Source organism: Streptomyces sp. NPDC051180, from assembly GCF_040689545.1.
Lineage (GTDB): Bacteria > Actinomycetota > Actinomycetes > Streptomycetales > Streptomycetaceae > Streptomyces.
The window spans coordinates 1-20,811 of sequence record NZ_JBFBBC010000020.1; the positions used below are offsets into that span (position 1 = coordinate 1).

Annotated in this window: 19 protein-coding genes; 13 read left to right on the forward strand and 6 right to left on the reverse strand. The window is 74.8% G+C overall.

Annotated elements, in window-relative coordinates:
* Window positions 1-384: 384 nt before the first annotated feature.
* On the forward strand, window positions 385-3,759 hold the full coding sequence (locus AB0424_RS27600; protein WP_366309265.1) for a pyruvate carboxylase: 3,375 nt from the start codon (window positions 385-387) through the stop codon (window positions 3,757-3,759).
* A gap of 272 nt (window positions 3,760-4,031) precedes the next feature.
* Window positions 4,032-4,580 carry a rhodanese-like domain-containing protein gene (locus tag AB0424_RS27605; protein ID WP_366309266.1) on the forward strand — a complete coding sequence of 183 codons (549 nt, stop codon included), beginning with the start codon at window positions 4,032-4,034 and terminating at the stop codon, window positions 4,578-4,580.
* Window positions 4,581-4,670: 90 nt separating this feature from the next.
* On the opposite strand, the gene AB0424_RS27610 is transcribed toward AB0424_RS27605, so the two are convergent.
* Complete coding sequence (locus AB0424_RS27610) at window positions 4,671-6,074, reverse strand: sulfatase (RefSeq protein ID WP_366309267.1); 1,404 nt, start codon at window positions 6,072-6,074, stop codon at window positions 4,671-4,673.
* Between the two features lie 389 nt (window positions 6,075-6,463).
* Here AB0424_RS27610 and puuE point away from each other — a divergent pair, with 389 nt between their 5' ends.
* Together puuE and AB0424_RS27620 are read left to right on the forward strand one after the other, a co-directional pair.
* Complete coding sequence (puuE, locus tag AB0424_RS27615; RefSeq protein WP_366309268.1) at window positions 6,464-7,372, forward strand: allantoinase PuuE; 909 nt, start codon at window positions 6,464-6,466, stop codon at window positions 7,370-7,372.
* Between the two features lie 67 nt (window positions 7,373-7,439).
* Entirely contained in the window at window positions 7,440-7,823 is a 384-nt protein-coding gene (locus AB0424_RS27620) for a VOC family protein (RefSeq protein WP_366309269.1), read from the forward strand.
* 38 nt (window positions 7,824-7,861) lie between these two features.
* On the opposite strand, the gene AB0424_RS27625 is transcribed toward AB0424_RS27620, so the two are convergent.
* On the reverse strand, window positions 7,862-9,064 hold the full coding sequence (locus AB0424_RS27625; RefSeq protein ID WP_366309270.1) for an aromatic amino acid transaminase: 1,203 nt from the start codon (window positions 9,062-9,064) through the stop codon (window positions 7,862-7,864).
* Window positions 9,057-10,064, reverse strand: a complete 1,008-nt coding sequence (locus AB0424_RS27630) for a DMT family transporter (RefSeq protein ID WP_366309271.1) — start codon at window positions 10,062-10,064, stop codon at window positions 9,057-9,059. The genes AB0424_RS27625 and AB0424_RS27630 overlap by 8 nt, the downstream gene beginning before the upstream one ends.
* A 156-nt stretch (window positions 10,065-10,220) precedes the next feature.
* Between AB0424_RS27630 and AB0424_RS27635 the strand changes: the two genes are divergently transcribed.
* Window positions 10,221-10,718: an Lrp/AsnC family transcriptional regulator gene (locus tag AB0424_RS27635; protein WP_366309272.1), complete on the forward strand. Its 498-nt coding sequence runs from the start codon at window positions 10,221-10,223 to the stop codon at window positions 10,716-10,718.
* A 139-nt stretch (window positions 10,719-10,857) separates the two neighbouring features.
* The gene (locus AB0424_RS27640) at window positions 10,858-12,285 is read left to right on the forward strand and encodes a DNRLRE domain-containing protein (RefSeq protein WP_366309273.1); all 1,428 of its coding nucleotides are present in this window, start codon (window positions 10,858-10,860) and stop codon (window positions 12,283-12,285) included.
* Window positions 12,286-12,315: 30 nt separating this feature from the next.
* On the opposite strand, the gene AB0424_RS27645 is transcribed toward AB0424_RS27640, so the two are convergent.
* Window positions 12,316-12,816, reverse strand: a complete 501-nt coding sequence (locus AB0424_RS27645; protein WP_366309274.1) for a carboxymuconolactone decarboxylase family protein — start codon at window positions 12,814-12,816, stop codon at window positions 12,316-12,318.
* A gap of 85 nt (window positions 12,817-12,901) precedes the next feature.
* Between AB0424_RS27645 and AB0424_RS27650 the strand changes: the two genes are divergently transcribed.
* The 4 genes from AB0424_RS27650 (at window position 12,902) to AB0424_RS27665 (ending at window position 16,197) form a co-directional block, all read left to right on the forward strand.
* Window positions 12,902-13,825, forward strand: coding sequence for a pirin family protein (locus AB0424_RS27650; RefSeq protein WP_366309275.1), 924 nt, complete (start codon window positions 12,902-12,904; stop codon window positions 13,823-13,825).
* Window positions 13,826-13,910: 85 nt separating this feature from the next.
* Window positions 13,911-14,264, forward strand: coding sequence for a GNAT family N-acetyltransferase (locus AB0424_RS27655; RefSeq protein ID WP_366309276.1), 354 nt, complete (start codon window positions 13,911-13,913; stop codon window positions 14,262-14,264).
* A 111-nt stretch (window positions 14,265-14,375) separates the two neighbouring features.
* Window positions 14,376-14,948, forward strand: a complete 573-nt coding sequence (locus AB0424_RS27660) for an antibiotic biosynthesis monooxygenase (RefSeq protein ID WP_366309277.1) — start codon at window positions 14,376-14,378, stop codon at window positions 14,946-14,948.
* 61 nt (window positions 14,949-15,009) lie between these two features.
* Entirely contained in the window at window positions 15,010-16,197 is a 1,188-nt protein-coding gene (locus AB0424_RS27665; protein WP_366309278.1) for a Rieske (2Fe-2S) protein, read from the forward strand.
* Window positions 16,198-16,258: 61 nt separating this feature from the next.
* Here AB0424_RS27665 and AB0424_RS27670 read toward each other — a convergent pair whose 3' ends face one another.
* Window positions 16,259-17,173 carry a UbiA family prenyltransferase gene (locus AB0424_RS27670; RefSeq protein ID WP_366309279.1) on the reverse strand — a complete coding sequence of 305 codons (915 nt, stop codon included), beginning with the start codon at window positions 17,171-17,173 and terminating at the stop codon, window positions 16,259-16,261.
* A gap of 78 nt (window positions 17,174-17,251) precedes the next feature.
* Between AB0424_RS27670 and AB0424_RS27675 the strand changes: the two genes are divergently transcribed.
* The 3 genes from AB0424_RS27675 to AB0424_RS27685 are packed head-to-tail and all read left to right on the forward strand — an operon-like array spanning window position 17,252 to window position 19,927.
* Complete coding sequence (locus AB0424_RS27675) at window positions 17,252-18,322, forward strand: 3-oxoacyl-[acyl-carrier-protein] synthase III C-terminal domain-containing protein (RefSeq protein ID WP_366309280.1); 1,071 nt, start codon at window positions 17,252-17,254, stop codon at window positions 18,320-18,322.
* Window positions 18,323-18,329: 7 nt separating this feature from the next.
* A complete protein-coding gene (locus AB0424_RS27680) occupies window positions 18,330-18,902 on the forward strand; it encodes an isoprenylcysteine carboxyl methyltransferase family protein (protein WP_366309281.1) in 573 nt (190 codons plus the stop codon).
* Complete coding sequence (locus tag AB0424_RS27685) at window positions 18,899-19,927, forward strand: NAD(P)/FAD-dependent oxidoreductase (protein ID WP_366309282.1); 1,029 nt, start codon at window positions 18,899-18,901, stop codon at window positions 19,925-19,927. Before AB0424_RS27680 ends, AB0424_RS27685 begins: the two co-directional genes overlap by 4 nt.
* A 71-nt stretch (window positions 19,928-19,998) precedes the next feature.
* Here AB0424_RS27685 and AB0424_RS27690 read toward each other — a convergent pair whose 3' ends face one another.
* On the reverse strand, window positions 19,999-20,541 hold the full coding sequence (locus AB0424_RS27690) for a hypothetical protein (protein ID WP_366309283.1): 543 nt from the start codon (window positions 20,539-20,541) through the stop codon (window positions 19,999-20,001).
* Window positions 20,542-20,811 lie beyond the last annotated feature (270 nt).

Consider the following 20,811-nt stretch of genomic DNA (forward strand, 5'->3'; position numbering starts at 1 on the left):
TGCTCGTACGGGGCGTACTCGCGCTTTCGCCCGGTGCGGCGAGAGCGCGTGCCAGGCGTCGCGGGGCAGAGGGGAATGTGACGACAGGCCCTAGGAGGGTCTCGCCGATCCGCCCGGCATGATCGACGGGACACCTCCTCGGGGGCGTCCGCCGGAGGCTTCCCGCGCCTCGTCCTCCTTCCTTCCGCCGCCCGTCGTACACCGTGTGGCGGCGATGATCCATGTCACTGTCGTGGGACCTTCAGAAGGCCACGACGCAGCCCTTAGCGTTGCCGAAACGAGCCGGGCGCGACGCGGGCGAGTGCCGCCTCACGGGGCGGGGCGGCCGCGGGAGAGGCGTCGTCGACCCGTAGTGCTCATCACCGGCAGGGTGAAGGGATCAGGATGTTCCGCAAGGTGCTGGTAGCGAACCGCGGGGAGATCGCGATTCGCGCGTTCCGCGCTGGCTACGAACTGGGTGCGCGCACGGTAGCCGTCTTCCCCCACGAGGACCGCAACTCTCTGCACCGGATGAAGGCCGACGAGGCGTACGAGATCGGTGAGCCCGGGCATCCCGTGCGGGCCTACCTCTCGGTGGAGGAGATCATCCGGGCGGCGCGCCTGGCGGGCGCCGACGCCGTGTACCCGGGCTACGGATTCCTGTCCGAGAACCCGGAGCTGGCGCGCGCGTGCGAGGAGGCGGGCATCACGTTCGTCGGCCCGTCCGCGCAGACCCTGGAGCTGACCGGCAACAAGGCGCGGGCGGTGGCGGCCGCGCGTGAGGCGGGCGTGCCCGTGCTCGGCTCCTCGGCGCCCTCCACGGACGTGGACGAACTGGTCGCGGCCGCCGAGGACATCGGCTTCCCGGTGTTCGTCAAGGCCGTCGCCGGCGGCGGCGGCCGGGGCATGCGGCGGGTCGAGGACCGGGCGTCGCTGCGGGAGTCCATCGAGGCCGCGGCGCGCGAGGCGGAGTCCGCCTTCGGCGACGCGACCGTCTTCCTGGAGAAGGCCGTCGTCGACCCGCGCCACATCGAGGTGCAGATCCTCGCCGACGGCGAGGGCGACGTCATCCACCTGTACGAGCGGGACTGCTCGCTCCAGCGCCGCCACCAGAAGGTGATCGAGCTCGCGCCCGCCCCGAACCTCGACCCGGAGCTGCGCCGCCGCATCTGCGACGACGCCGTGAGGTTCGCCCGGCGGATCGGCTACCGCAACGCGGGCACCGTGGAGTTCCTCCTCGACCCCGACGGCAACCACGTCTTCATCGAGATGAACCCGCGCATCCAGGTCGAGCACACGGTGACCGAGGAGGTCACCGACATCGACCTGGTGCAGTCGCAGCTGCGCATCGCCTCCGGGGAGACGCTCGCCGACCTCGGGCTGACGCAGGAGTCCGTCGTCCTGCACGGCGCCGCCCTGCAGTGCCGCATCACCACCGAGGACCCGGCCAACGGCTTCCGCCCGGACACCGGCATGATCAGCGCCTACCGCTCCCCCGGCGGCTCGGGCATCCGGCTCGACGGCGGCACCACTCACGCCGGTACGGAGGTCAGCGCCCACTTCGACTCGATGCTGGTCAAGCTGACCTGCCGGGGCCGGGACTTCGCGACGGCCGTCGACCGGGCCCGGCGCGCGGTGGCGGAGTTCCGCATCCGGGGCGTGTCCACGAACATCCCGTTCCTCCAGGCGGTCCTCGACGACCCGGACTTCCAGGCGGGCCGCGTCACGACGGGCTTCATCGAGCAGCGTCCGCACCTGCTCACCGCGCGCCACTCGGCCGACCGCGGCACCAAGCTGCTGACCTACCTGGCCGACGTCACGGTGAACAAGCCGCACGGCCCCCGCCCCGACCTGATCGCGCCGGCCGACAAGCTCCCCCGGCTGCCCGCCGGCGAACCGCAGGCCGGTTCCCGACAGCGGCTGGCGGAGCTGGGCCCGGAGGGCTTCGCGCGGGCCCTGCGCGAGTCGCCGACCCTGGGGGTCACGGACACCACCTTCCGCGACGCCCACCAGTCGCTCCTCGCGACCCGGGTGCGGACGAAGGACCTGCTGGCCGTGGCCCCGACGGTGGCGCACACGATGCCCCAGCTGCTGTCCCTGGAGTGCTGGGGCGGCGCCACCTACGACGTCGCGCTGCGCTTCCTCGCGGAGGACCCGTGGGAGCGCCTCGCCGCGCTGCGCGAGGCCGTGCCGAACATCTGCCTGCAGATGCTGCTGCGGGGCCGGAACACCGTCGGGTACACCCCCTACCCGACGGAGGTGACGGACGCCTTCGTGCAGGAGGCCGCCGCCACCGGCATCGACATCTTCCGGATCTTCGACGCGCTCAACGACGTCGACCAGATGCGGCCCGCCATCGAGGCCGTGCGGGAGACCGGCACGGCGGTGGCGGAGGTGGCGCTCTGCTACACCTCCGACCTGTCCGACCCGGCGGAGCGGCTGTACACGCTGGACTACTACCTGCGGCTGGCCGAGAAGATCGTGGCCGCCGGGGCGCACGTGCTGGCGGTCAAGGACATGGCCGGCCTGCTGCGCGCGCCCGCCGCGGCCACCCTGGTCTCGGCGCTGCGCCGGGAGTTCGACCTGCCGGTGCACCTCCACACCCACGACACGGCGGGCGGCCAGCTCGCCACGTACCTCGCGGCGATCCAGGCGGGGGCGGACGCGGTGGACGGGGCGGTGGCGTCCATGGCGGGCACGACCTCGCAGCCGTCGCTGTCGGCGATCGTCGCCGCGACCGACCACTCCGAGCGGCCCACCGGCCTGGACCTCCAGGCGGTCGGCGACCTGGAGCCGTACTGGGAGAGCGTCCGCAGGATCTACGCCCCCTTCGAGGCGGGTCTGGACTCGCCGACCGGCCGCGTCTACCACCACGAGATCCCCGGCGGCCAGCTCTCCAACCTGCGCACGCAGGCGGTGGCGCTCGGTCTCGGCGACCGGTTCGAGGACGTGGAGTCGACCTACGCCGCGGCCGACCGGATGCTGGGCCGGCTGGTGAAGGTGACGCCGTCGTCGAAGGTGGTGGGCGACCTCGCGCTGCACCTCGTGGGCGCCGGGGTGGACCCCGCGGACTTCGAGGCGACGCCCAACCGGTTCGACATCCCCGACTCGGTCGTCGGCTTCCTCCACGGTGAGCTCGGCACGCCGCCCGGCGGCTGGCCGGAGCCCTTCCGCACCAAGGCACTGGAGGGCCGCCCGGGCCCCAAGCCCCCGCAGGACCTGACCGCGGAGGACCGCTCCGGCCTGGCCAAGGACCGCCGCGCCACGCTGAACCGCCTGCTCTTCCCCGGTCCGACCAAGGCGTTCGACACGCACCGTCAGGCATACGGCGACACCAGCGTGCTCGACAGCAAGGACTTCTTCTACGGGCTGCTCCCGGGCAAGGAGTACGCCGTCGACCTCGGCCCCGGTGTGCGGCTGCTCATCGAGCTGGAGGCCGTCGGCGAGGCCGACGAGCGCGGCATGCGGACGGTGCTGTCCACCCTGAACGGCCAGCTGCGGCCGATCCAGGTCCGTGACGACGCGGCCGCGGCCGACCTGCCGGTGACGGAGAAGGCCGACCGGTCGCACCAGGGCCACGTCGCGGCGCCGTTCGCCGGCGTGGTCACCCTCGCCGTCGCCGAGGGCGACGAGGTCGAGGCGGGTGCGACGGTCGCCACGATCGAGGCGATGAAGATGGAGGCGTCGATCACCGCCACGCGGAGCGGCCGGGTGTCCCGCCTCGCCATCTCCCGCATCCAGCAGGTGGAAGGCGGCGACCTGCTCGTCGAGATCGGCTGAGGGGGCACTGCCCCGGCGGGGTGTGCACGCGGCGGCGACGTCGCGTGCACCTGGCCGGGGCCGTCCGGCACTCGGCGACGGGCGCCGGGACGGTCGGCGGCCCGGTGCCATGAGAGGGCGTCGTGTTGCCGCGGTGTGGCGGCCGTATGGCAACCCCGTGGCGGTCCCCCGTCGCGGCCCGGCGTGGCCGGTCCTCGCGCCTAGCATGCCGGGACGGCCCTGCCGCGCCGGTGCGGGGCCGTTCCCCCCGTCGCGCCAAGGGCAGGTTCGTCATGAGCATCCCCCGTACCCTCACCATCGACGAGGCCGAGGCCCGGCTGTCCGAGTGGGGTGTCGTCGACGTCCGTACGCCGGGCGAGTTCGCCTCCGGCCGGCTGCCGGGCGCCGTGAACGTCCCCCTGGACCGCATCGAGGACAGCGTCGCCGCACTGCGGGAGACGGCCGCGGACCGGCCGCTGCTGCTCGTGTGCGCCTCGGGTCCCCGCTCGGAGAAGGCCGCGGCCGCGCTCGGCGTCCACGGGGTCGCGGCGGTGAGCCTGACCGGCGGCACCCGCGGCTGGTCGGCAGCCGGCCATGGTCTCGAGTACCCGGCGGGGCGCGTGCGGGCGGTCTGGGGGATGGAGCGTCAGGTGCGGTTCGCCGCGGGGAGCCTGGTCCTGCTCGGCCTGGTGCTCGGGGTACTGGTCCACCCCGCGTTCGCGCTGCTGTCGGCGGGGATCGCCGGAGGGCTGGTGTTCTCGGCGCTCACCGACACGTGCGGGATGGCCGCGGTCCTCGGCAGGCTGCCCTTCAACCGGCGGGGCGCCGCGCCCCTGGGGTGACGCGCGGCGGTCGCGCGGGGACGCCGTGCCCGCGCGACCGCCGTCCGGCCCCGCGCGGAGGCGGCTCGGACGGCGGTCGCGGGGAAGCCGTCAGGCCGAGCGGTCGGCGGCGAGCCGGGCCGCCAGGGCGGGGATGCCGAGCTGCTGTTCCTGGGCGGGCGTGGCCCCGTACAGCTTGTTGACCAGCTGGTGCGGGTCGTTCGTCAGGTCGTAGTACTCCCGGAACTTGACCTGTCCGGTGCCGGACACCGTGCCGTTCGCGTCGGTGGTCAGGTCGTAGTACTCCGTGTACTGCTCGTCCTTGGCGACGTACGAGGACCAGGTCGGCGCCCCGCCGGTGCCGGCGCCCTGCTTCCACCACTCCACGAGCAGGTGGTCGCGGCTCCGGGAGGAGAGCAGGGACGTGCCGTCGAGCGGGGCGGTCGGGGTGATGCCGGCCGCGTCGAGGATGGTCGGCGCGATGTCGATGTTCGCGACGATGCGGTCGTCGACGGTGCCCGCGCCGAGTCCGCCGGCCGGCCAGGAGAGGTAGAAGGGCACCTCGTGGGCCTGGCGGTACGGCACGGACTTGGCGGTCCAGCCGTGGTCGCCCCAGCTGAAGCCGTTGTCGCCGATGTAGACGACCAGGGTGTTCTCCAGCTGGCCGAGGTCCTGGAGTCTGTCCTTGAACGCCTGGACCGCGTCGTCGACGGAGAGCAGTGTCCTCAGCTGTTCGGCGCGGATCCGCCGGCCGTCGGCGAGGGTGCCGGTGGCGTTCCTGATGTAGGCGGGCTTGTCGCTGCGGTCGCCCTCGGGGACGGAGGGCCGGCCGTTCCACTCGGGAACGGGGGTGCCGGCGTACTTCGCCTCGGGCGTACGGGGGCCGTGCGAGGCGTACGGGGTGACGTAGGCGAACCACGGACGGGGGTCGTCGGCGGCCTTGTCGAGGAAGGCCAGCGTGCGGTTCCTGACGATGGTGGTGGTGTACCCGGGGAGGGTGGCGACGGTGCCGTCGACGTTCCACCGCGCGTCGACGTAGGCGGGCTGGAGGAGCGCGAACTCCTCGAAGTGCGGCGGGTTGTCCGCCACGTCCCAGGCGTTGAGGTACTTGCCGAACAGTCCGGTGCGGTAGCCGGCCTGCCGCAGGTACTTCTGCACGGTGGTGCTCTGGTCGAGGGAGTGCGACGCCTTGTTGTTGCGGACGCCGTGGTGGTGGGCGTGGCGGCCGGAGAACACGCTGGAGCGCGAGGGCGCGCACAGCGGGGTGGTGACGTGGCCGTCGGTGAACCGCACACCCTGGCCCGCGAGCCAGGCGACGGTCTTGGGCAGGGCCCACTCGGTGTGCTTGGGCTGGTCGTCGGTGACGATCAGCAGGATGTTCGGCCGGGTGGCGGCCGCGGCGGGTCCCGCTCCGGCGAGCTGGGCGAGGCCGGGGACGGCGGTGGCCGCGGCCGCGGCGGCGGCTCCGCCGAGGAAGCCTCGGCGGCTCACGGCGGGGCGGCGGTTCTCTCGCATGGTGTCCGTTCCTCCTGGGTGCGTCGTGGCACGGGGGCACGACGGTCCGGCGGATCCGATCCGCCGGACCGCGCTGCGGGATGAGGGGGTGGAGGCGGGAGCCGGGCGGGGGCGCACCGGGTGGGGGGTCCCGCGGGGGGAGCGACGCGTCAGCGCGTCCGGGCGACCGTACAGAGCGCGCTCGCCGCGCGGCCGTGGTCGAGGTGACGGCGCACCGTGAGGATGTCTGCTGCCATGGCCACGACAATATGACGGCCGGAGCCCCGGTTCCATGTACGGCGGATGAAGCCTTCGACGCACGCCGGACCGCACGGCCGGCCGTGTGGGGTTCGGAGCGGCGTCACCGCGTCCCGGCCGCAGGCCGGGCCGCCGGCGGTAGCGTGCCGCCCGTGTCCGCGCACCAGAGGGACCTCGTCGGCTACGGCGCCCGTCCGCCGCACGCGGCCTGGCCGGGCGGTGCCCGCGTCGCCGTGAGCCTCGTCCTCAACTACGAGGAGGGCGGCGAGCGCAACGTCCTCGACGGCGACCCGACCTCCGAGGGCTTCCTCCACGAGGTCGTCGGCGCGCCACCGGTGACCGGGGGACGCGACCTCAACGCCGAGTCGATGTTCGCGTACGGCGCGCGGGCCGGGTTCTGGCGTGTCCACCGCACGGTCGTCGGGCGGGGTGTCCCGCTCACGGTGCACGCCGTCGGCCAGGCCCTCGCACGGCATCCGGACGCGGCCCGCGCGATGGGCGCGGCCGGCTGGGAGGTGGCCGGCCACGGCTGGCGCTGGATCGACTACCGCGAGGTCCCCGAGGACGTGGAGCGCGCCGACGTCGCGCGCACGACCGCGACGATCGCGCGGCTCGTCGGACGCCGGCCCGTCGGCTGGTACACCGGCCGGACGAGCCCGGCCACGCGCCGGATCGTCGCCGGGGAGGGCGGGTTCCTCTACGACTCCGACGACTACGCGGACGACCTGCCCTTCTACGTCGAGGCGGCCGGGCGGCCGCACCTGGTGGTGCCGTACAGCCTCGACGCCAACGACTTCAAGTTCCTGCTGGTCCACGGCTTCACGACCGCGGACGACATGCTCGGGTACCTCGTCGACACGTTCGACACCCTGCACGCCGAGGGCGCCGACCGTCCCCGGATGATGAGCGTCGGCCTCCACGGACGGATCATCGGCCGCCCCGGCCGCATCCGGGCGCTCGACGCCTTCCTCGACCACGTGGCCCGTCGCGGCGGGGCCTGGGTCGCCACCCGGGAGCAGATCGCCCGCCACTGGCTCGCCGCCCACCCTCCGCCCTCCTGATCCCCGCGACGCCGGGCCGGGCACCCCCGTTGGCGTGCGGATCCTCCGATCGGGCAAGCTCGGGCCCATGGTCTCAGTACTGCAGAACGTGGCGATCGACTGCGCGGACGCCTTTGGACTTGCCCGCTTCTGGAGCGAGGTGACGGGCCGTCCGCTCCACCCTGACGACCGGCCGGGCGACCACGAGGTGCAGGTCCTCCTCGCGGAGGGCCCGGTGCTGTACTTCCAGCAGGTCCCCGAACCCAAGACGGTGAAGAACCGCCTCCATCTGTGCCTGCGCCCGGAGACCTCGCGCGACGCGGAGGTCGCCCGGCTCCTCGGCCTCGGCGCCTCCCTCGTCTCCGACCACCGCCACCCCGACGGCACGGGCTGGGCGGTCCTCGCCGACCCCGAGGGGAACGAGTTCTGCGTCCTGCGCAGCGACACGGACCGGGCGGCCGCGGCGGGCTGACACCGCGGGACCGGCCGGCCTCCGGTCCCGCCGGCCGGTCAGTCGCCCGCGCCGTCCGGCGCCCGCAGGGCGTCGGCGATGCCCCGGGCCAGGAAGGGGATCCGGTGCCCGGGGACGCCCGCGATGTTGATGCGGCCCGAGGTCGTCCCGTAGACGCCGGACCGGCGCCGCATCCCGCGCATCCGCTCGGGGGTGAGGGGCAGCATCGAGAACATGCCCTTCTGGCGCGCGAGGCCGGCGGCCTGCCGCTCGTGGCCGAGGGCGGCCAGGTGGGCGACGAGGTCGGTGCGGTTGTCCGTGATGCGCCGCCGCATGACGTCGAGTTCGGCGAGCCAGAGCGCCTTCAGCCGCTCGTCCTCCAGGACGGTGGCGACGACGGCGGCGCCGTGGTCCGGCGGCATCGAGTACAGGGTGCGGGCGGCGTTCTGCAGGGCGGTCTCGACGTGCCGGAGCGCCCGCGTCGAGGAACCGACGACGACGGCGCAGCCGGTGCGGTCGCTGTAGAGACCGAAGTTCTTGGAGCAGCTGACGGCGATCAGCACCTCGGGGAGCCGCTCGGCGAGCATCCGGGTGGGGCCCAGGTCGGCTTCGAGGCCGTCGCCGAGGCCGTGGTAGGCGAGGTCGACGAAGGGGACCCAGCCGCCGGCCTCGGCGAGTGCGGCCAGCTCCTCCCAGTTCTCGGGGGAGGGGTCGGCGCCGGTGGGGTTGTGGCAGCAGCCCTGGAGCAGCACGACGTCGCCGGGCCCCGCCGCGCGGAGGTCCTCCAGCAGGTCCGCGCCGTCGGCCGGGCCGGCGGGGTCGAGCCACCGGTAGGGGCGGACGGTGAGGCCGGCGCCTTCGAGGATGGGGCGGTGGTTGACGTAGGCCGGGTCGCTCACCCACACCGTGGTGCCGGGGCGGGTCTGCCGTACGAGGTCGGCGAGGAGCCGGAGGGCGCCGGTCCCCGCCACGGTCTGGACGGCCGTCGCCCGCGCGGTGAGGGCGTCGGCGCCGAGGACGGTGGAGAGCATCGCGCGGTTGAAGGCGGTGTTGCCCGACAGGCCGAGGTACTCCTTGGAGCCGGAGCGTTCCGCCAGCCGTATCTCGGCCTCCTTGACCGCCGCCATGACGGGGGTGACGCCGGTGTGGTCGCGGTACACGCCGAGGACGAGGTCGAGGCGCTCGGGACGCGGGTCGGCGGCGTACTCGGCGGTCAGGTCCCAGAGCGGGTCGGCGGGCGGGGCGGGGAGGAGCTCAAGCATCGGCGGACACCTCGGTTCGGGAGGATCGGCGCCGGTTGGCGAGGGCGACACCGAGGGTGATCAGGGGGACGCCGACGACGACGGGCAGCGTCGGCGACTCGTCGAGGAGGGGCATGGCCAGCAGGACGACGGCGACCGGGCTGAGGCTGCCGACGACGGAGCTGCGCTCCGGGCCGAGCCGGCGGATGGCGAAGGCGTACAGCAGGCCCGCGCAGAGCCCGACTCCCAGGCCCTGGACGACGAGGAAGAGCGCGATGTCGGCGCCCTCCGCGTCGGCGAGGCCGGTGGGCAGGACTCCGGTGAGGGCCAGCAGCGCGATGACGGTGAAGGAGGGCAGGCAGAGCAGCCCGATCGAACCGGCGGGGTCGAGATCCACCTCCCGCAGGCCGACGGTGTACAGGGCCCAGAGGCCGCTGGCGACGAGCAGCGTCCCCGTGCCGAGCAGGACGTCCGCGTCGAGGGCGGCCGTGTAGCGCCACACCAGCGCGACGACACCGCCGACGATGAGTGCGAGGCCCGCCGCCTGGGTGCCGCGCGGGGCGCTCTTGCCGCCCGCGACCATGAGGGCGGAGACGAACAGCGGGACCATGCCGGGCACGATGGCCCCGACGAACGCGGCCGAGGTGAGGGAGCCGCCGTACATCGCGGCGAGGAAGAACGGGACGCCGGCGCCACAGACGATCTTGGCCGCCGGGCCGAACCGGACGGCGGCGAGCCGGTGCCTGCGGCGCCAGAGCGCCGGGGCCAGGACCACGAGGGGCACCCCGAAGCGCAGCAGCGCGGCGTCCGCCGGCAGCAGCGTGGAGCTGCTCAGCGCGCGGGCACTGAGCGCGAACGCGGCCCAGACGGCCACGGTCAGCAGCAGGGCGGCCATGCCCACGGCGTGCGGCGAGAGCCCGCCGAAGCGGCCGGCACCGCGCGTCCTCCCGTCCTCCGTGAGCGGGGTCTGCGGCCGAGCCGCCCCCGCCGTGCGCGTCCCCGCCGATTGCGTTGCGGCCACCGACCGTCCTCCCGCTTTTAGCCGTTCGGGCGGGCCGATGTCCGGCTTTGCCCCGGGAAGCAACGCTAGACCTACCGCCGGGGCAGACGATTGCCAGTTATGCCCTCCAGACATAGCCTGGGGGCAGAATCTGCCAAGAACTGCCGAGGAGAGCCGATGGACTCCGTGGACTTCCGGATCATCCACGAGCTGCAGGCGGACGGGCGCCTCTCGAACCAGGACCTCGCCGACCGGATCAGCCTCTCCCCCTCCCCCTGCCTGCGCCGGGTGCGCCGCCTCGAGGAGTCGGGTCTGATCGGCGGCTACACGGCCACCGTCGACCAGGTCGCCTTCGGCCTGCCGATCACCGTCTTCGTACGCATCCGGCTGGAGCGCCACACGGCCGAGGCGGTCAACGTCTTCGAGCAGCACGTCGGCCTCATCGACCACATCCAGGACTGCTACCTGATGGCGGGCAGCAGCGACTACCTGCTGAGGGTCGTCATCGAGAGCCTCGAGGCGTACGAGGCCCTCGTCCGCACCCGCATCCACGCCATCCCGGGCATCGCGTCGATCGAGTCCAGTTTCGCGTTCGGCAGCGTCAAGCAGTCCCGCGTCTACCCGCGGCCGGGCGGCCCGTCCCGGCCGCGGGCAGACGGCGGTCCGGCCAGGTGAGGCGGGCCGGGACCGTCACCGGCGCCCCGGCCCGCAGCGCCCCGGGGCCGGGGTGCCGACCCGGGTGAGAGCCCGCCGCCCCCGGCGTAAGCCGAACCGACCCTGATTGCCCTCGTCCCGCGATCGAAAGAGGTGGCGCATGCCCCTGCGCAAGGGCAGAGCGGCCCTCGTCGGCGTCCTCGCCACGGCGACCCGGGCCGCGACGGCACCGACGGGCCCCACCCCCACCGCGTCGGCGACGAGCACCTCCTTCACCGCGACCGCGGACACGTCCGCCGACGGCCGGGACCCGGCGGACGACCCCGGCGCCGCGCGCCGGCTGGGCGTGGACGGCGACCCGCCGACGCGGACGGTGCTGCGGTTCGACGTCGCCGGTCTCGCGGAGCCGGTGACCCGCGCGAAGCTCAGGATCCACGTCGCCGACGCGGACGGCGCCGGGAGCGTCAACGGCGGCGAGGTCCGGGGCGTGTCCGACACCTCCTGGACCGAGACGTCCGCCGCGCCGGCCGTGGACGGGCCCGTCCTGGGCGCCCTCGGCGCGGTCGCCCCCGGCACCTGGCACGAGGTCGACGTGACCCCGTACGTGACGGGCAACGGCACGTACGCCTTCGGCGTCACCTCGCCGAACGGCGACGGTGCCGACTACGACTCCCGCGAGACCGGCGCCACCGGACCGCAGCTCGTGGTCGAGACGGCCGCGGCGCCGGCCCCCTCGCGCACGCCGGCCCCGACGGAGCCGGCCCCGACGCCCCCCTCCCCCGCCGCCCGGACAGCCCAGGACCTGGTGCCCGTGCTGGTCGGCGCCGGTGACATCGCCGCCTCGAACGACGGGGACTCGGCCACCGCTGACCTGCTCGACGGCATCTCCTGCACGGTCTTCACCGTCGGCGACAACGCCTGTCCCACCGGCAGCGCCTCGGACTTCGCCGCCTACTACGCGCCGACGTGGGGCCGTCAGCGCGACCGCACCAGGCCGTCCCCCGGCAACCACGACTACGACACACCCGGCGCGTCCGCGTACTTCGACTATTTCGGCGCCGCGGCGGGCCCCGGCCGCCGGGGCTACTACTCGTACGACCTCGGGAACTGGCACGTGGTCTCGCTGGACTCCGAGATCTCGATGGCCCGGGGATCGGCACAGGAGAAGTGGCTGCGCGCCGACCTCGCCTCCGGCGAGAAGCCCTGCACGGTGGCGTACTGGCACCGTCCCCGCTGGACCTCCGGCGCCTCGCACCCTCCCGACCTCGCGACGGACCCCCTGGTGCGTGCGCTGTACGACCACGGCGCCGAGGTCATCCTGGGCGGCCACAACCACCAGTACGAGCGCTTCGCCCCGCAGGACCCGGACGGTCGGCTCGACACCGCACGCGGGCTGAGGCAGTTCGTCGTCGGCATGGGCGGCGCGGACCACTACGCGTTCGGCACCGTGCTGCCCCACAGCGAGGCCCGCAACGACGACACCTCCGGCGTACTGAAGCTGACGCTCCGCGCCGACGGCTACGGCTGGCAGTTCGTGCCGGAGGCCGGCAGGTCCTACGACGACAGCGGCTCGGGCACCTGCCACTGACCCCGGCGGCGCGGCGGTCCCGGTCCGCCGTCAGCGGGCGGGCGTCTCGCGCACCGGGTGCTTGCTGAGGATCGACACCCGGTTGAAGGCGTTGATCGTGATCGCCACCCAGATCACGGCGGAGATCTCGGCGTCGTCCAGCACCTCGCGGGCCTCGACGTACGCCCGGTCCTGGGCGAGGGCGTCGGCGGGGTGGGTGGTGGCCTCGGCGAGGGCGAGGGCGGCGCGCTCCCGCGCGGTGAAGAGCTCGGTGTCGCGCCAGGCGGCGAGGACACCGAGGCGCCGGGAGGTCTCACCGGCCCGCAGCGCGGCGCGGGTGTGCACGTCGAGGCAGGAGGCGCAGCCGTTGAGCTGGGAGACGCGGAGGTTGACCAGTTCGACGAGGATCCGGTCGAGGCCCGCGTCGGCGGCCGTCGCGCGGACGGTCTCGGCGGTCCTCACGAGCGCCTGGTAGGCGGCGGGGCTCTCCTTGTCGACGTAGACCCTGCCGGAGGTCCGGGGCACCGTCGTGGTCCGTACCGTCTCGCTCACCCTGCGCTCCTTCGCTGTTGTCTTCCGGACTATGATCAACCATACTTGTTGAAAACGAAACTACATACGGGAGAAAGACCGGACCATGGGCGACACGGAGATCGAGATCCTCACCGCGCGGGACGTTCCCCTGGGCGGCCCGCGGGCGATGACCGTACGACGCACCCTGCCACAGCGGGCGCGCACGCTCATCGGCGCCTGGTGCTTCGCCGACCACTACGGCCCCGACCGGGTCGCCGACTCCGGTGGCATGGACGTCGCCCCGCACCCGCACACCGGACTCCAGACCGTCAGCTGGCTGTTCTCCGGGGAGATCGAGCACCGCGACAGCCTCGGCACCCACGCCTTCGTGCGCCCGGGCGAGATCAACCTGATGACCGGCGGCCACGGCATCAGCCACACCGAGGTCTCCACGCCCGGCACCACCGTGCTCCACGGCGTCCAGCTCTGGGTCGCGCTCCCCGGCGAACACCGCCACGCCCCGCGCGACTTCCAGCACCACGCCCCCACGGCGCTCCGCGTCGACGGGGCCGAGATCCGGGTCTTCCTCGGCACCCTCGCCGGCCGGACCTCCCCGGTCCGCACCTTCACCCCCCTCCTCGGCGCCGAGATCCTGCTCGACGCCGGCGCCGCCGTCACCCTCGACGTCGACCCGGAGTTCGAGCACGGCCTGCTGGTCGACGAGGGCGACGTCCGGATCGAGGACGTCCCCGTCCTGCCCGCCCAGCTCGGCTACACCGCGCCCGGCCGCACCACACTCACCCTCGCCAACACCTCCGACCGTCCGGCCCGGACGGTCCTGCTCGGCGGCCCTCCGTTCGAGGAGGAGATCGTGATGTGGTGGAACTTCATCGGCCGCAGCCACCAGGACGTCGTCGAGGCCCGGGAGGAGTGGGAGCGGTCCTCCGACCGCTTCGGCGCCGTCGAGGGCTACCCCGGAGACCGGCTGCCCGCCCCCGCCCTGCCGAACGCCGTCATCACCCCGCGCCGGAACCCCGCCCACCCCTGAGCCCCGCCCGCCGCCCGACCCGAGCGGCGCCCGCCCCGCACCCCGGCCGGACCGACCCCCGGCGCCGACACCCCGAAGGACCGCCATGAGCGAGCAGCCCCCGACCGAGACCTCCGCCCCAGTCGTCCGCCGCGTCGACGAGCGCCACCGCTACGAGATCCTCGTCGACGACCGACGCGCCGGACTGACCGCGTACCGCGACCGCGACGACCGGCGGGTCTTCTTCCACACCGAGATCGACGACGCGTACGCCGGCCGGGGCCTCGCCTCGGTCCTCGTCGAGCAGGCCCTGTCCGACGTCCGCGCCTCCGGGCTGCGCATCGTCCCCGTCTGCCCGTACGTGGCCAAGTTCCTCAAGAAGCACGAGGAGTTCGCCGACATCACCGACCCCGTGACCCCCGAGGTCCTGTCCTGGCTCGACGCCCGACTCGGCCGCTGACGCCCGGCCGTCGGCGCGGCTCCCCCGGGGGCCGCGCCGACGGCCCGTGGTCACCCGCGCCCCACGACGCGTACAGTGCGGACGGGCGCGGTGAGATCACGAGGAGTCTGTGTGACCGCGGTCCGCCTGGAACACACCACCGTCCCCGCCGACACCGGCGAGGTGACCCTGCTGATAGCCCGTCGCGTACAGCAGGGCCACGAGGCGTCCTTCGAACGGTGGGCGCAGGGCATCCTGGAGAGCGCGGCCGCCTTCCCCGGCCACCTCGGGTACGGGCTCTTCCGCTCGTCCGGCGGCGACGCCCCCTGGTTCCTCGTCCACCGCTTCCGCGACACCGAGGCATGCCGGGCCTGGCAGGAGTCGCCCGAGCGGGCGGCGTGGTTCGCCGACTGCGACGGCCACCACCACACCGAGATCGCCCGCCGCACCCTGACCGGCATGGAGACCTGGTTCGCCGAACCGGGATCCACCCGGCCCGCGCCGCCCCGCTGGAAGATGGCCGTCAGCGCGACCCTGGCGATCTACCCCATCTCCGTGCTGGGCGCCCTCTTCCTCCTCCCCCACCTCGCCCCGCTCCCCCTCCTCCTCAGCAGCGCGATCACCGCCTGCGTCTTCAACGTCCTCATGACCTACGCCGCCATGCCCGCCGTGAGCCGCCTCCTGCGCGGCTGGCTGACCCCGTGACACCCCGGGCCGGGCCGGGCCGACGCTCCGCCTCGCGGCGGGAACGGCCGCGGGGGCGTCCGTGCACACCGTGTTGCGGCCGGCCGCCCGACCGCCCCGCCTGCCGGAGACCGCCCTGCGCCTGTTGCCGGGCTTCCTCGCCACGGCCGTCGGGACCCTGTACGCGGCCCAGGCCGTCCGGGGACGGAGCGGCGGCGCCCCGCCGTGCGGCCTCGCGTACCCGGACCGGGTGCGAGGGCCGTTTCAGCCGGACGGCACGGGTGAGACGCCCGGCATGGCCACTCACGAGATACGCCGCAGGACTCTCGCCCTCGCCCGTGCGTCGCTGCCGTCGGCCGGGGGACCCGGCCGGGTGCTGTCGGCGATGGAGCGACTGGAGACCTCGACCCGGCTCGACGGAGCCGCCGACGCCGCGCGCGCAGCCGTACGGGCCCTGCCGCTCGGGCGGGCCAGGGACGTCCTGCACGGGCGGTGGCTGGGGCATCCGGTCCATCCGCTGCTGGTGCAGGTGCCGATCGGGGCGTGGCTGTCGGCCGCCGTCCTCGACCTGCTGCCCGGGGAGCGCCGGGCGGCCCGCTTCCTGATCGGCGTCGGGCTGGCGGGAGCGGTGCCGGCGGCGGTGTCGGGATGGGCGGACTGGGCGGAGACGCGCCGTCCGCAGCTGCGGGTGGGGCTCGTGCACGCGGCGGCCGGCGCCGCCGGGGTGGCCCTCTACGGCACGTCGTTCGTGGCCCGGTGCCGCGGCCGGCACTGGCGCGGGAAGGCGTGGGCGTTCTGCGGGCTGGCCGCGGTGGGCGTCGGCGGGGCGATCGGCGGGCACCTGGCGTACCGGCAGGGCGCGGGGGCGAACCACGTGGAGGACGTCGCCGACCTGGTCGGTCCGGGCTGGCACGACCTCGGCCCGGTGGCCGTCCTGCCCGAGGACCGGCCCCGGCTGGGGCACGTCGACGACGTGCCCGTCGTGATCGTCTGCCGGGCGAACGGCGACGTGTCCGTCCTGGCCGCCCGGTGCAGCCACATGGGCGGCCCGCTCGCCGAGGGCGAGATCGTCGACGACTGCGTCCGCTGCCCCTGGCACGGCAGCGCCTTCCGCCTCTCCGACGGCTGTAACGCGACCGGGCCCGCCACCGCGCCGCAGCCCGTCTTCGAGACCCGGATCGTCGACGGCCGCGTCCACGCCCGGCTCGCCGGCCGCCCCCTCTCCGCCGGCCGCCAACGGTCAGCCCAGGCGCCGCCGTCGGCCGCCTGACCGACACCCCGTGGAGTGCGACGCTTCGCCGCGCGCCTCGCCTCCCCGGGGGGGGAAGGGGTCACGGTGCGAGATGCGCCGCGACCCCGGCGCCGCCGCCGGCCACGACCAGCAGGACGGCGTCGACTCCGGCCATCACCATGACGGCGAGGAACGGGAGGCGGCCCCGGGCCGGGGCCGAAGGGCCTGCCACCGCGAGGAGGCAGAGGGCGAGGGTGACCCCGAGGGCGCCGAGGCCGAGCGGGGTCACCGGTCCGGGCGCCCCGACCGTCAGGACCGCGCAGGACGCGAGGGCGAGAAGGGCGGCCAGGGCGGCCGAAACGGGCCGGCCCAGGCGGTGCGGAAGGCCGACGACGCCGTGCGCGAGGTCGTCCTCGATGTCCGGCAGCACGTTGGCGAAGTGGGCACCGGTCCCGAGGAGCGCCGCCGCGACGCTCCACCACAGCGGCGGCCAGGGCCCGCCGGGCAGCGACAGGGTCAGGAACGCGGGGAGGAGGCCGAAGGCGAGGGCGTAGGGCAGCCAGGAGAGGACCGTCCGCTTCAGCCGGAGGTTGTACGCCCATCCGGCGGCGACGCAGCCGAGGTGGACGGCGCCGGCGAGCGGGCCGCACCACAGGGACAGGGGGACGCAGACCAGCAGGGCCGAACAGGCGGCGGCGCCGACCGTGCCGGGCCGGACGGCTCCCACCGCCAGGGGTTTGTCCCGGCGCCCCGCCGCCCGGTCGCGCCGCACGTCAAGGCGGTCGTTGGACCAGCCGATGGACAACTGGCCCGCGGCGACGGCGGCGACGGCCACGGCGCCGGTGGCGGGAGCGAGTCCGACGGCGACGGCCAGGAGGGCGGCGAGGACGGTCACCGCCGCCGCCGGGGCGGGATGGCAGGACCGCAGGAGCGCGGCGACGACACGCGCTCCCGACGGCCGGTCGAGGCGCGGTCGGGACAGCCGGGCGGTTCCTTCACCGGTGGTGGCGGGCACCGCCCCACGCTAGGCGACGGCGCGCCCGTGACGGCCCGGTTGAGGGGGTCGGCGCCCCGCTGTCCCTATGTTGGAGCAATGACGCGCGTCCTCGCGGTGAGCACTGCGTTCCCGCCACACCGCCATCCGCAGCAGGAGATCACCGACGACCTCGTCGCGGGCCTGCCGCCGGGGACCGACGGGGCGCTGCTGCGCCGGCTGCACGCGGGCACCTCCGTGAAGGCCCGTCATCTGGCCCTGCCCCTCGACCGCTACCGCGCTCTCGGCACGTTCGGGGAGACGAACCGGCTCTTCGTCGAGCTGGCCACCGACCTGGGCGTGGAGGCGGCCGGGCGGGCGCTCGACGCGTCGGGGGTGCGACCGGAGGAGGTCGACCTCGTCGTCTCGACGACCGTCACCGGCATCGCGACCCCGTCGCTGGACGCCGGCGTCGCCGCGCGGCTCGGGCTGCGGTCCGACGTCCGGCGGATGCCGCTGTTCGGTCTCGGCTGCGCCGGGGGCGCCGCGGGACTGGCCCGGGTCCACGACCACCTCGGGCTCCGGCCCGGCAGTACCGCGCTCCTCCTCTCCACCGAGCTCTGCTCGCTCACCCTCCAGCGCGCGGACACGTCGACGGCGAACCTGGTGGCGGGCGGCCTGTTCGGGGACGGGGCCGCCGCTCTGGTGGCAGCCCACGAGGACCGCACGCCACCTGCTGAGGCCGGTGCCGGACACCCCTGGCCGAGGGTCGTGGCCGCCCGGAGCCGGCTGTATCCAGGGACGGGGCACCTGCTGGGCTGGGACATCGGCGAGTGGGGCTTCCGGATGGTGCTGGGGCCCGAACTGCCGGAACTGGTACGGCTGCACGTGACGGAGGAGATCGAGTCGTTCCTCGCCGCCCACGACCTCAAGCCCGGGGATATCGGCGCCTGGATCTGCCACCCGGGCGGTCCCAGGATCCTGGACGCGCTCGGCGAGGAGCTGGGGCTGCCGGAGGCGGCCCTCGCCGCGAGCCGCCGCGCGCTGGCGGCCACCGGGAACCTCTCCTCCGCCTCGGTGCTCCAGATCCTGGAGGACACCCGGGCCGCGCAGCCGCCGCCCGGCACGACGGGGCTGATGATCGCGCTGGGGCCGGGCGTGACCTCCGAACTCGTCCTGCTGGCCTGGTGAGGGCGGGATGACGCCCTACACGGCCCTGATCCTGCTGGTCGTCGCCGAGCGGTTCGCGGAGCTCGCCGTGGCGCGACGCAACGGCGCCTGGAGCCGAGCGCTCGGGGCCCGTGAACACGGGGCCGGGCACTACCCCGTCATGGTCGCCCTGCACTCCGCGCTCCTCGTCGGCTGCCTCGTCGAGCCGTGGGTCGCCGACCGTCCCTTCCTCCCCCTGCTCGGCTGGCCCGCCCTGTTCCTGGCGTCGGCCGCGCAGGGGCTGCGCTGGTGGTGCATCGGGACGCTCGGCCGCCGCTGGAACACCCGCGTCCTGATCGTGCCCGACCTCCCGCTGATCGCCTCGGGTCCCTACGCGTACCTGCGCCACCCCAACTACGTGGCCGTCGTCGTCGAGGGGGCGGCGCTGCCGCTGGTGCACAGCGCCTGGGTGACCGCCCTGGTCTTCTCGCTCCTGAACGCGGCCCTGCTGACCGTACGCGTCCGCTGCGAGAACACGGCGCTGGCGCCGTCGCTCTCCCCCTCGCCCTCCGGTGCGGCCGCCCGCTCCGCCCCGGCGCCTCGCCCCGGTCCCGCGTCGTGATCGACCTGCTCGTCGTCGGAGGCGGCCCGGCGGGCCTGGCGACGGCGATCCACGCGGCGCGGCGCGGACTCGACGTCGTGGTCGCCGAACCGCGCCCCGGCCCCGTGGACAAGGCGTGCGGGGAGGGCATGATGCCCGCGGCGGTCCGCGCCCTCGACGCGCTCGATGTCCAGGTCGCCGGGCACGAACTCCGGGGCATCCGCTACGTCGACGCCGTCGGCGGGCGTCGCGCCGAGGCCCTGTTCGGCTCGGGGCACGGCCTCGGGGCGCGCCGTACCGCGCTGCACGCGGCACTCGCGGAGCGGGCCGCCTCGCTCGGCGTCAGGGTCGTCCCGCACCGCGTGCGGCGGGTGAGCCAGTCCGACGCGTGCGTGACCGCGGACGGCATGACCGCCCGCTATCTGGTGGCGGCCGACGGACTGCACTCGCCGACCCGGCGCGCGCTCGGCCTGGCCGTCCGCCCGGAACCCGGGCGCCACCCGGTCCGCTACGGACTGCGGCGGCATTTCGCCGTCGCGCCGTGGAGCGACCTGGTGGAGGTGCACTGGTCGGCCGACTGCGAGGCGTACGTGACGCCGGTGGGGCCGCGGCAGGTCGGCGTCGCGCTCCTCACCTCCCGACGCCTCTCCTACGACGAGCAGTTGGCGCGGTTCCCGGCCCTCGTCCCGCTCCTGGGCGGCGCCGAGGGGACGCCCGTGCGGGGTGCGGGGCCGCTGCGTCAGGAGAGCCGCGCGCGGGTGGCGGGGCGGGTGCTCTTCGTCGGCGACGCCGCCGGCTATGTCGACGCCCTGACGGGCGAGGGGATCGCGCTCGCCCTGACGTCGGCCGACGCGCTGGTCCGCTGTCTGCGCGACGGCCGCCCGGAGGCGTACGAGCACGCCTGGCGCCGGCTCTCCCGCAGCTACCGCATGCTGACCGCCTCGCTTCTCTGGACCCGGAGCCGGCCACGACTGGCCCCGCTGATCACGCCGACGGCCGCCCGGTTCCCCGGCCTGTTCCGCCGCGCGGTGGATCTGCTCGCCTGACCCGCCCCGCCGGGTCGGTCGGGGCGGGGCGGGACGGCGGTGTGCGGACGGGCGGATGGGCGGAGGGGTCGTCAGGCCGCCCGGCAGAGCGTCTCGGTGCGGTGCGCGGGAGGACCGGAGACCACAGCCGGGTGCACGGTTCGGCGGGTGGCGGGGGCGGGGTGCGCGGCCGGCACGGCGCGGGTGCGGCCGCGGCGCGCGAAGACGACGAGCCGCAGGACCGCGAACCGGGCGACCCCGGTGAGCGCGGAGGCCGACAGGTAGACGGCCTGCTGGAGCGTGGCGCCCGGGGCCTCGACGAGCACCTGCAGGACCAGCATCGCCCCACAGGTCACCGCGTAGGCCGCGGCCGCCGATCCGGCGGACTGCGCGTGCTGGCTCCGGGTCGCGCGTCGTCCCGCGCCGAAGGTGAAGCGGGCGTGCAGCTCGGTGGCGAGGAGCGTGGAGACGACGGTCACCAGGGCGTTGGCCAGGATCCAGGGCAACCAGGCGGCGAGGGCGCCGACGGCGAAGCTGGAGGCGACCCCGACACCACCGCCGCACAGGACGAAGCGGGCGAAGGCGACGACGGCGCCGGGTGCCGCCTGTTCCTGTCGGTTCCGTGCCGTCTCCATGACCCGCCCCCTCCGATGCCCACCCCGTTGCGCGCGCCCTCCCCGGCCCGGGGACCGAGGGGCGCGCCGCCGATGGCGCCATCATGGCGCACTTGTGGCGCCATTGCGAGCCAATATTGGCACCTCGCACGCCAGATCTCCCTTCGAAGCTCCTTGGGCGACGACAAAACCGCTGCTCGGTGCGGTTCCTTCCGTGGCGCCACGACATCCGAATCTGTGGCACGTGCGGCTCCGGACAGGCCACTTCCTGCGACGGCGTCCCCACGGCCG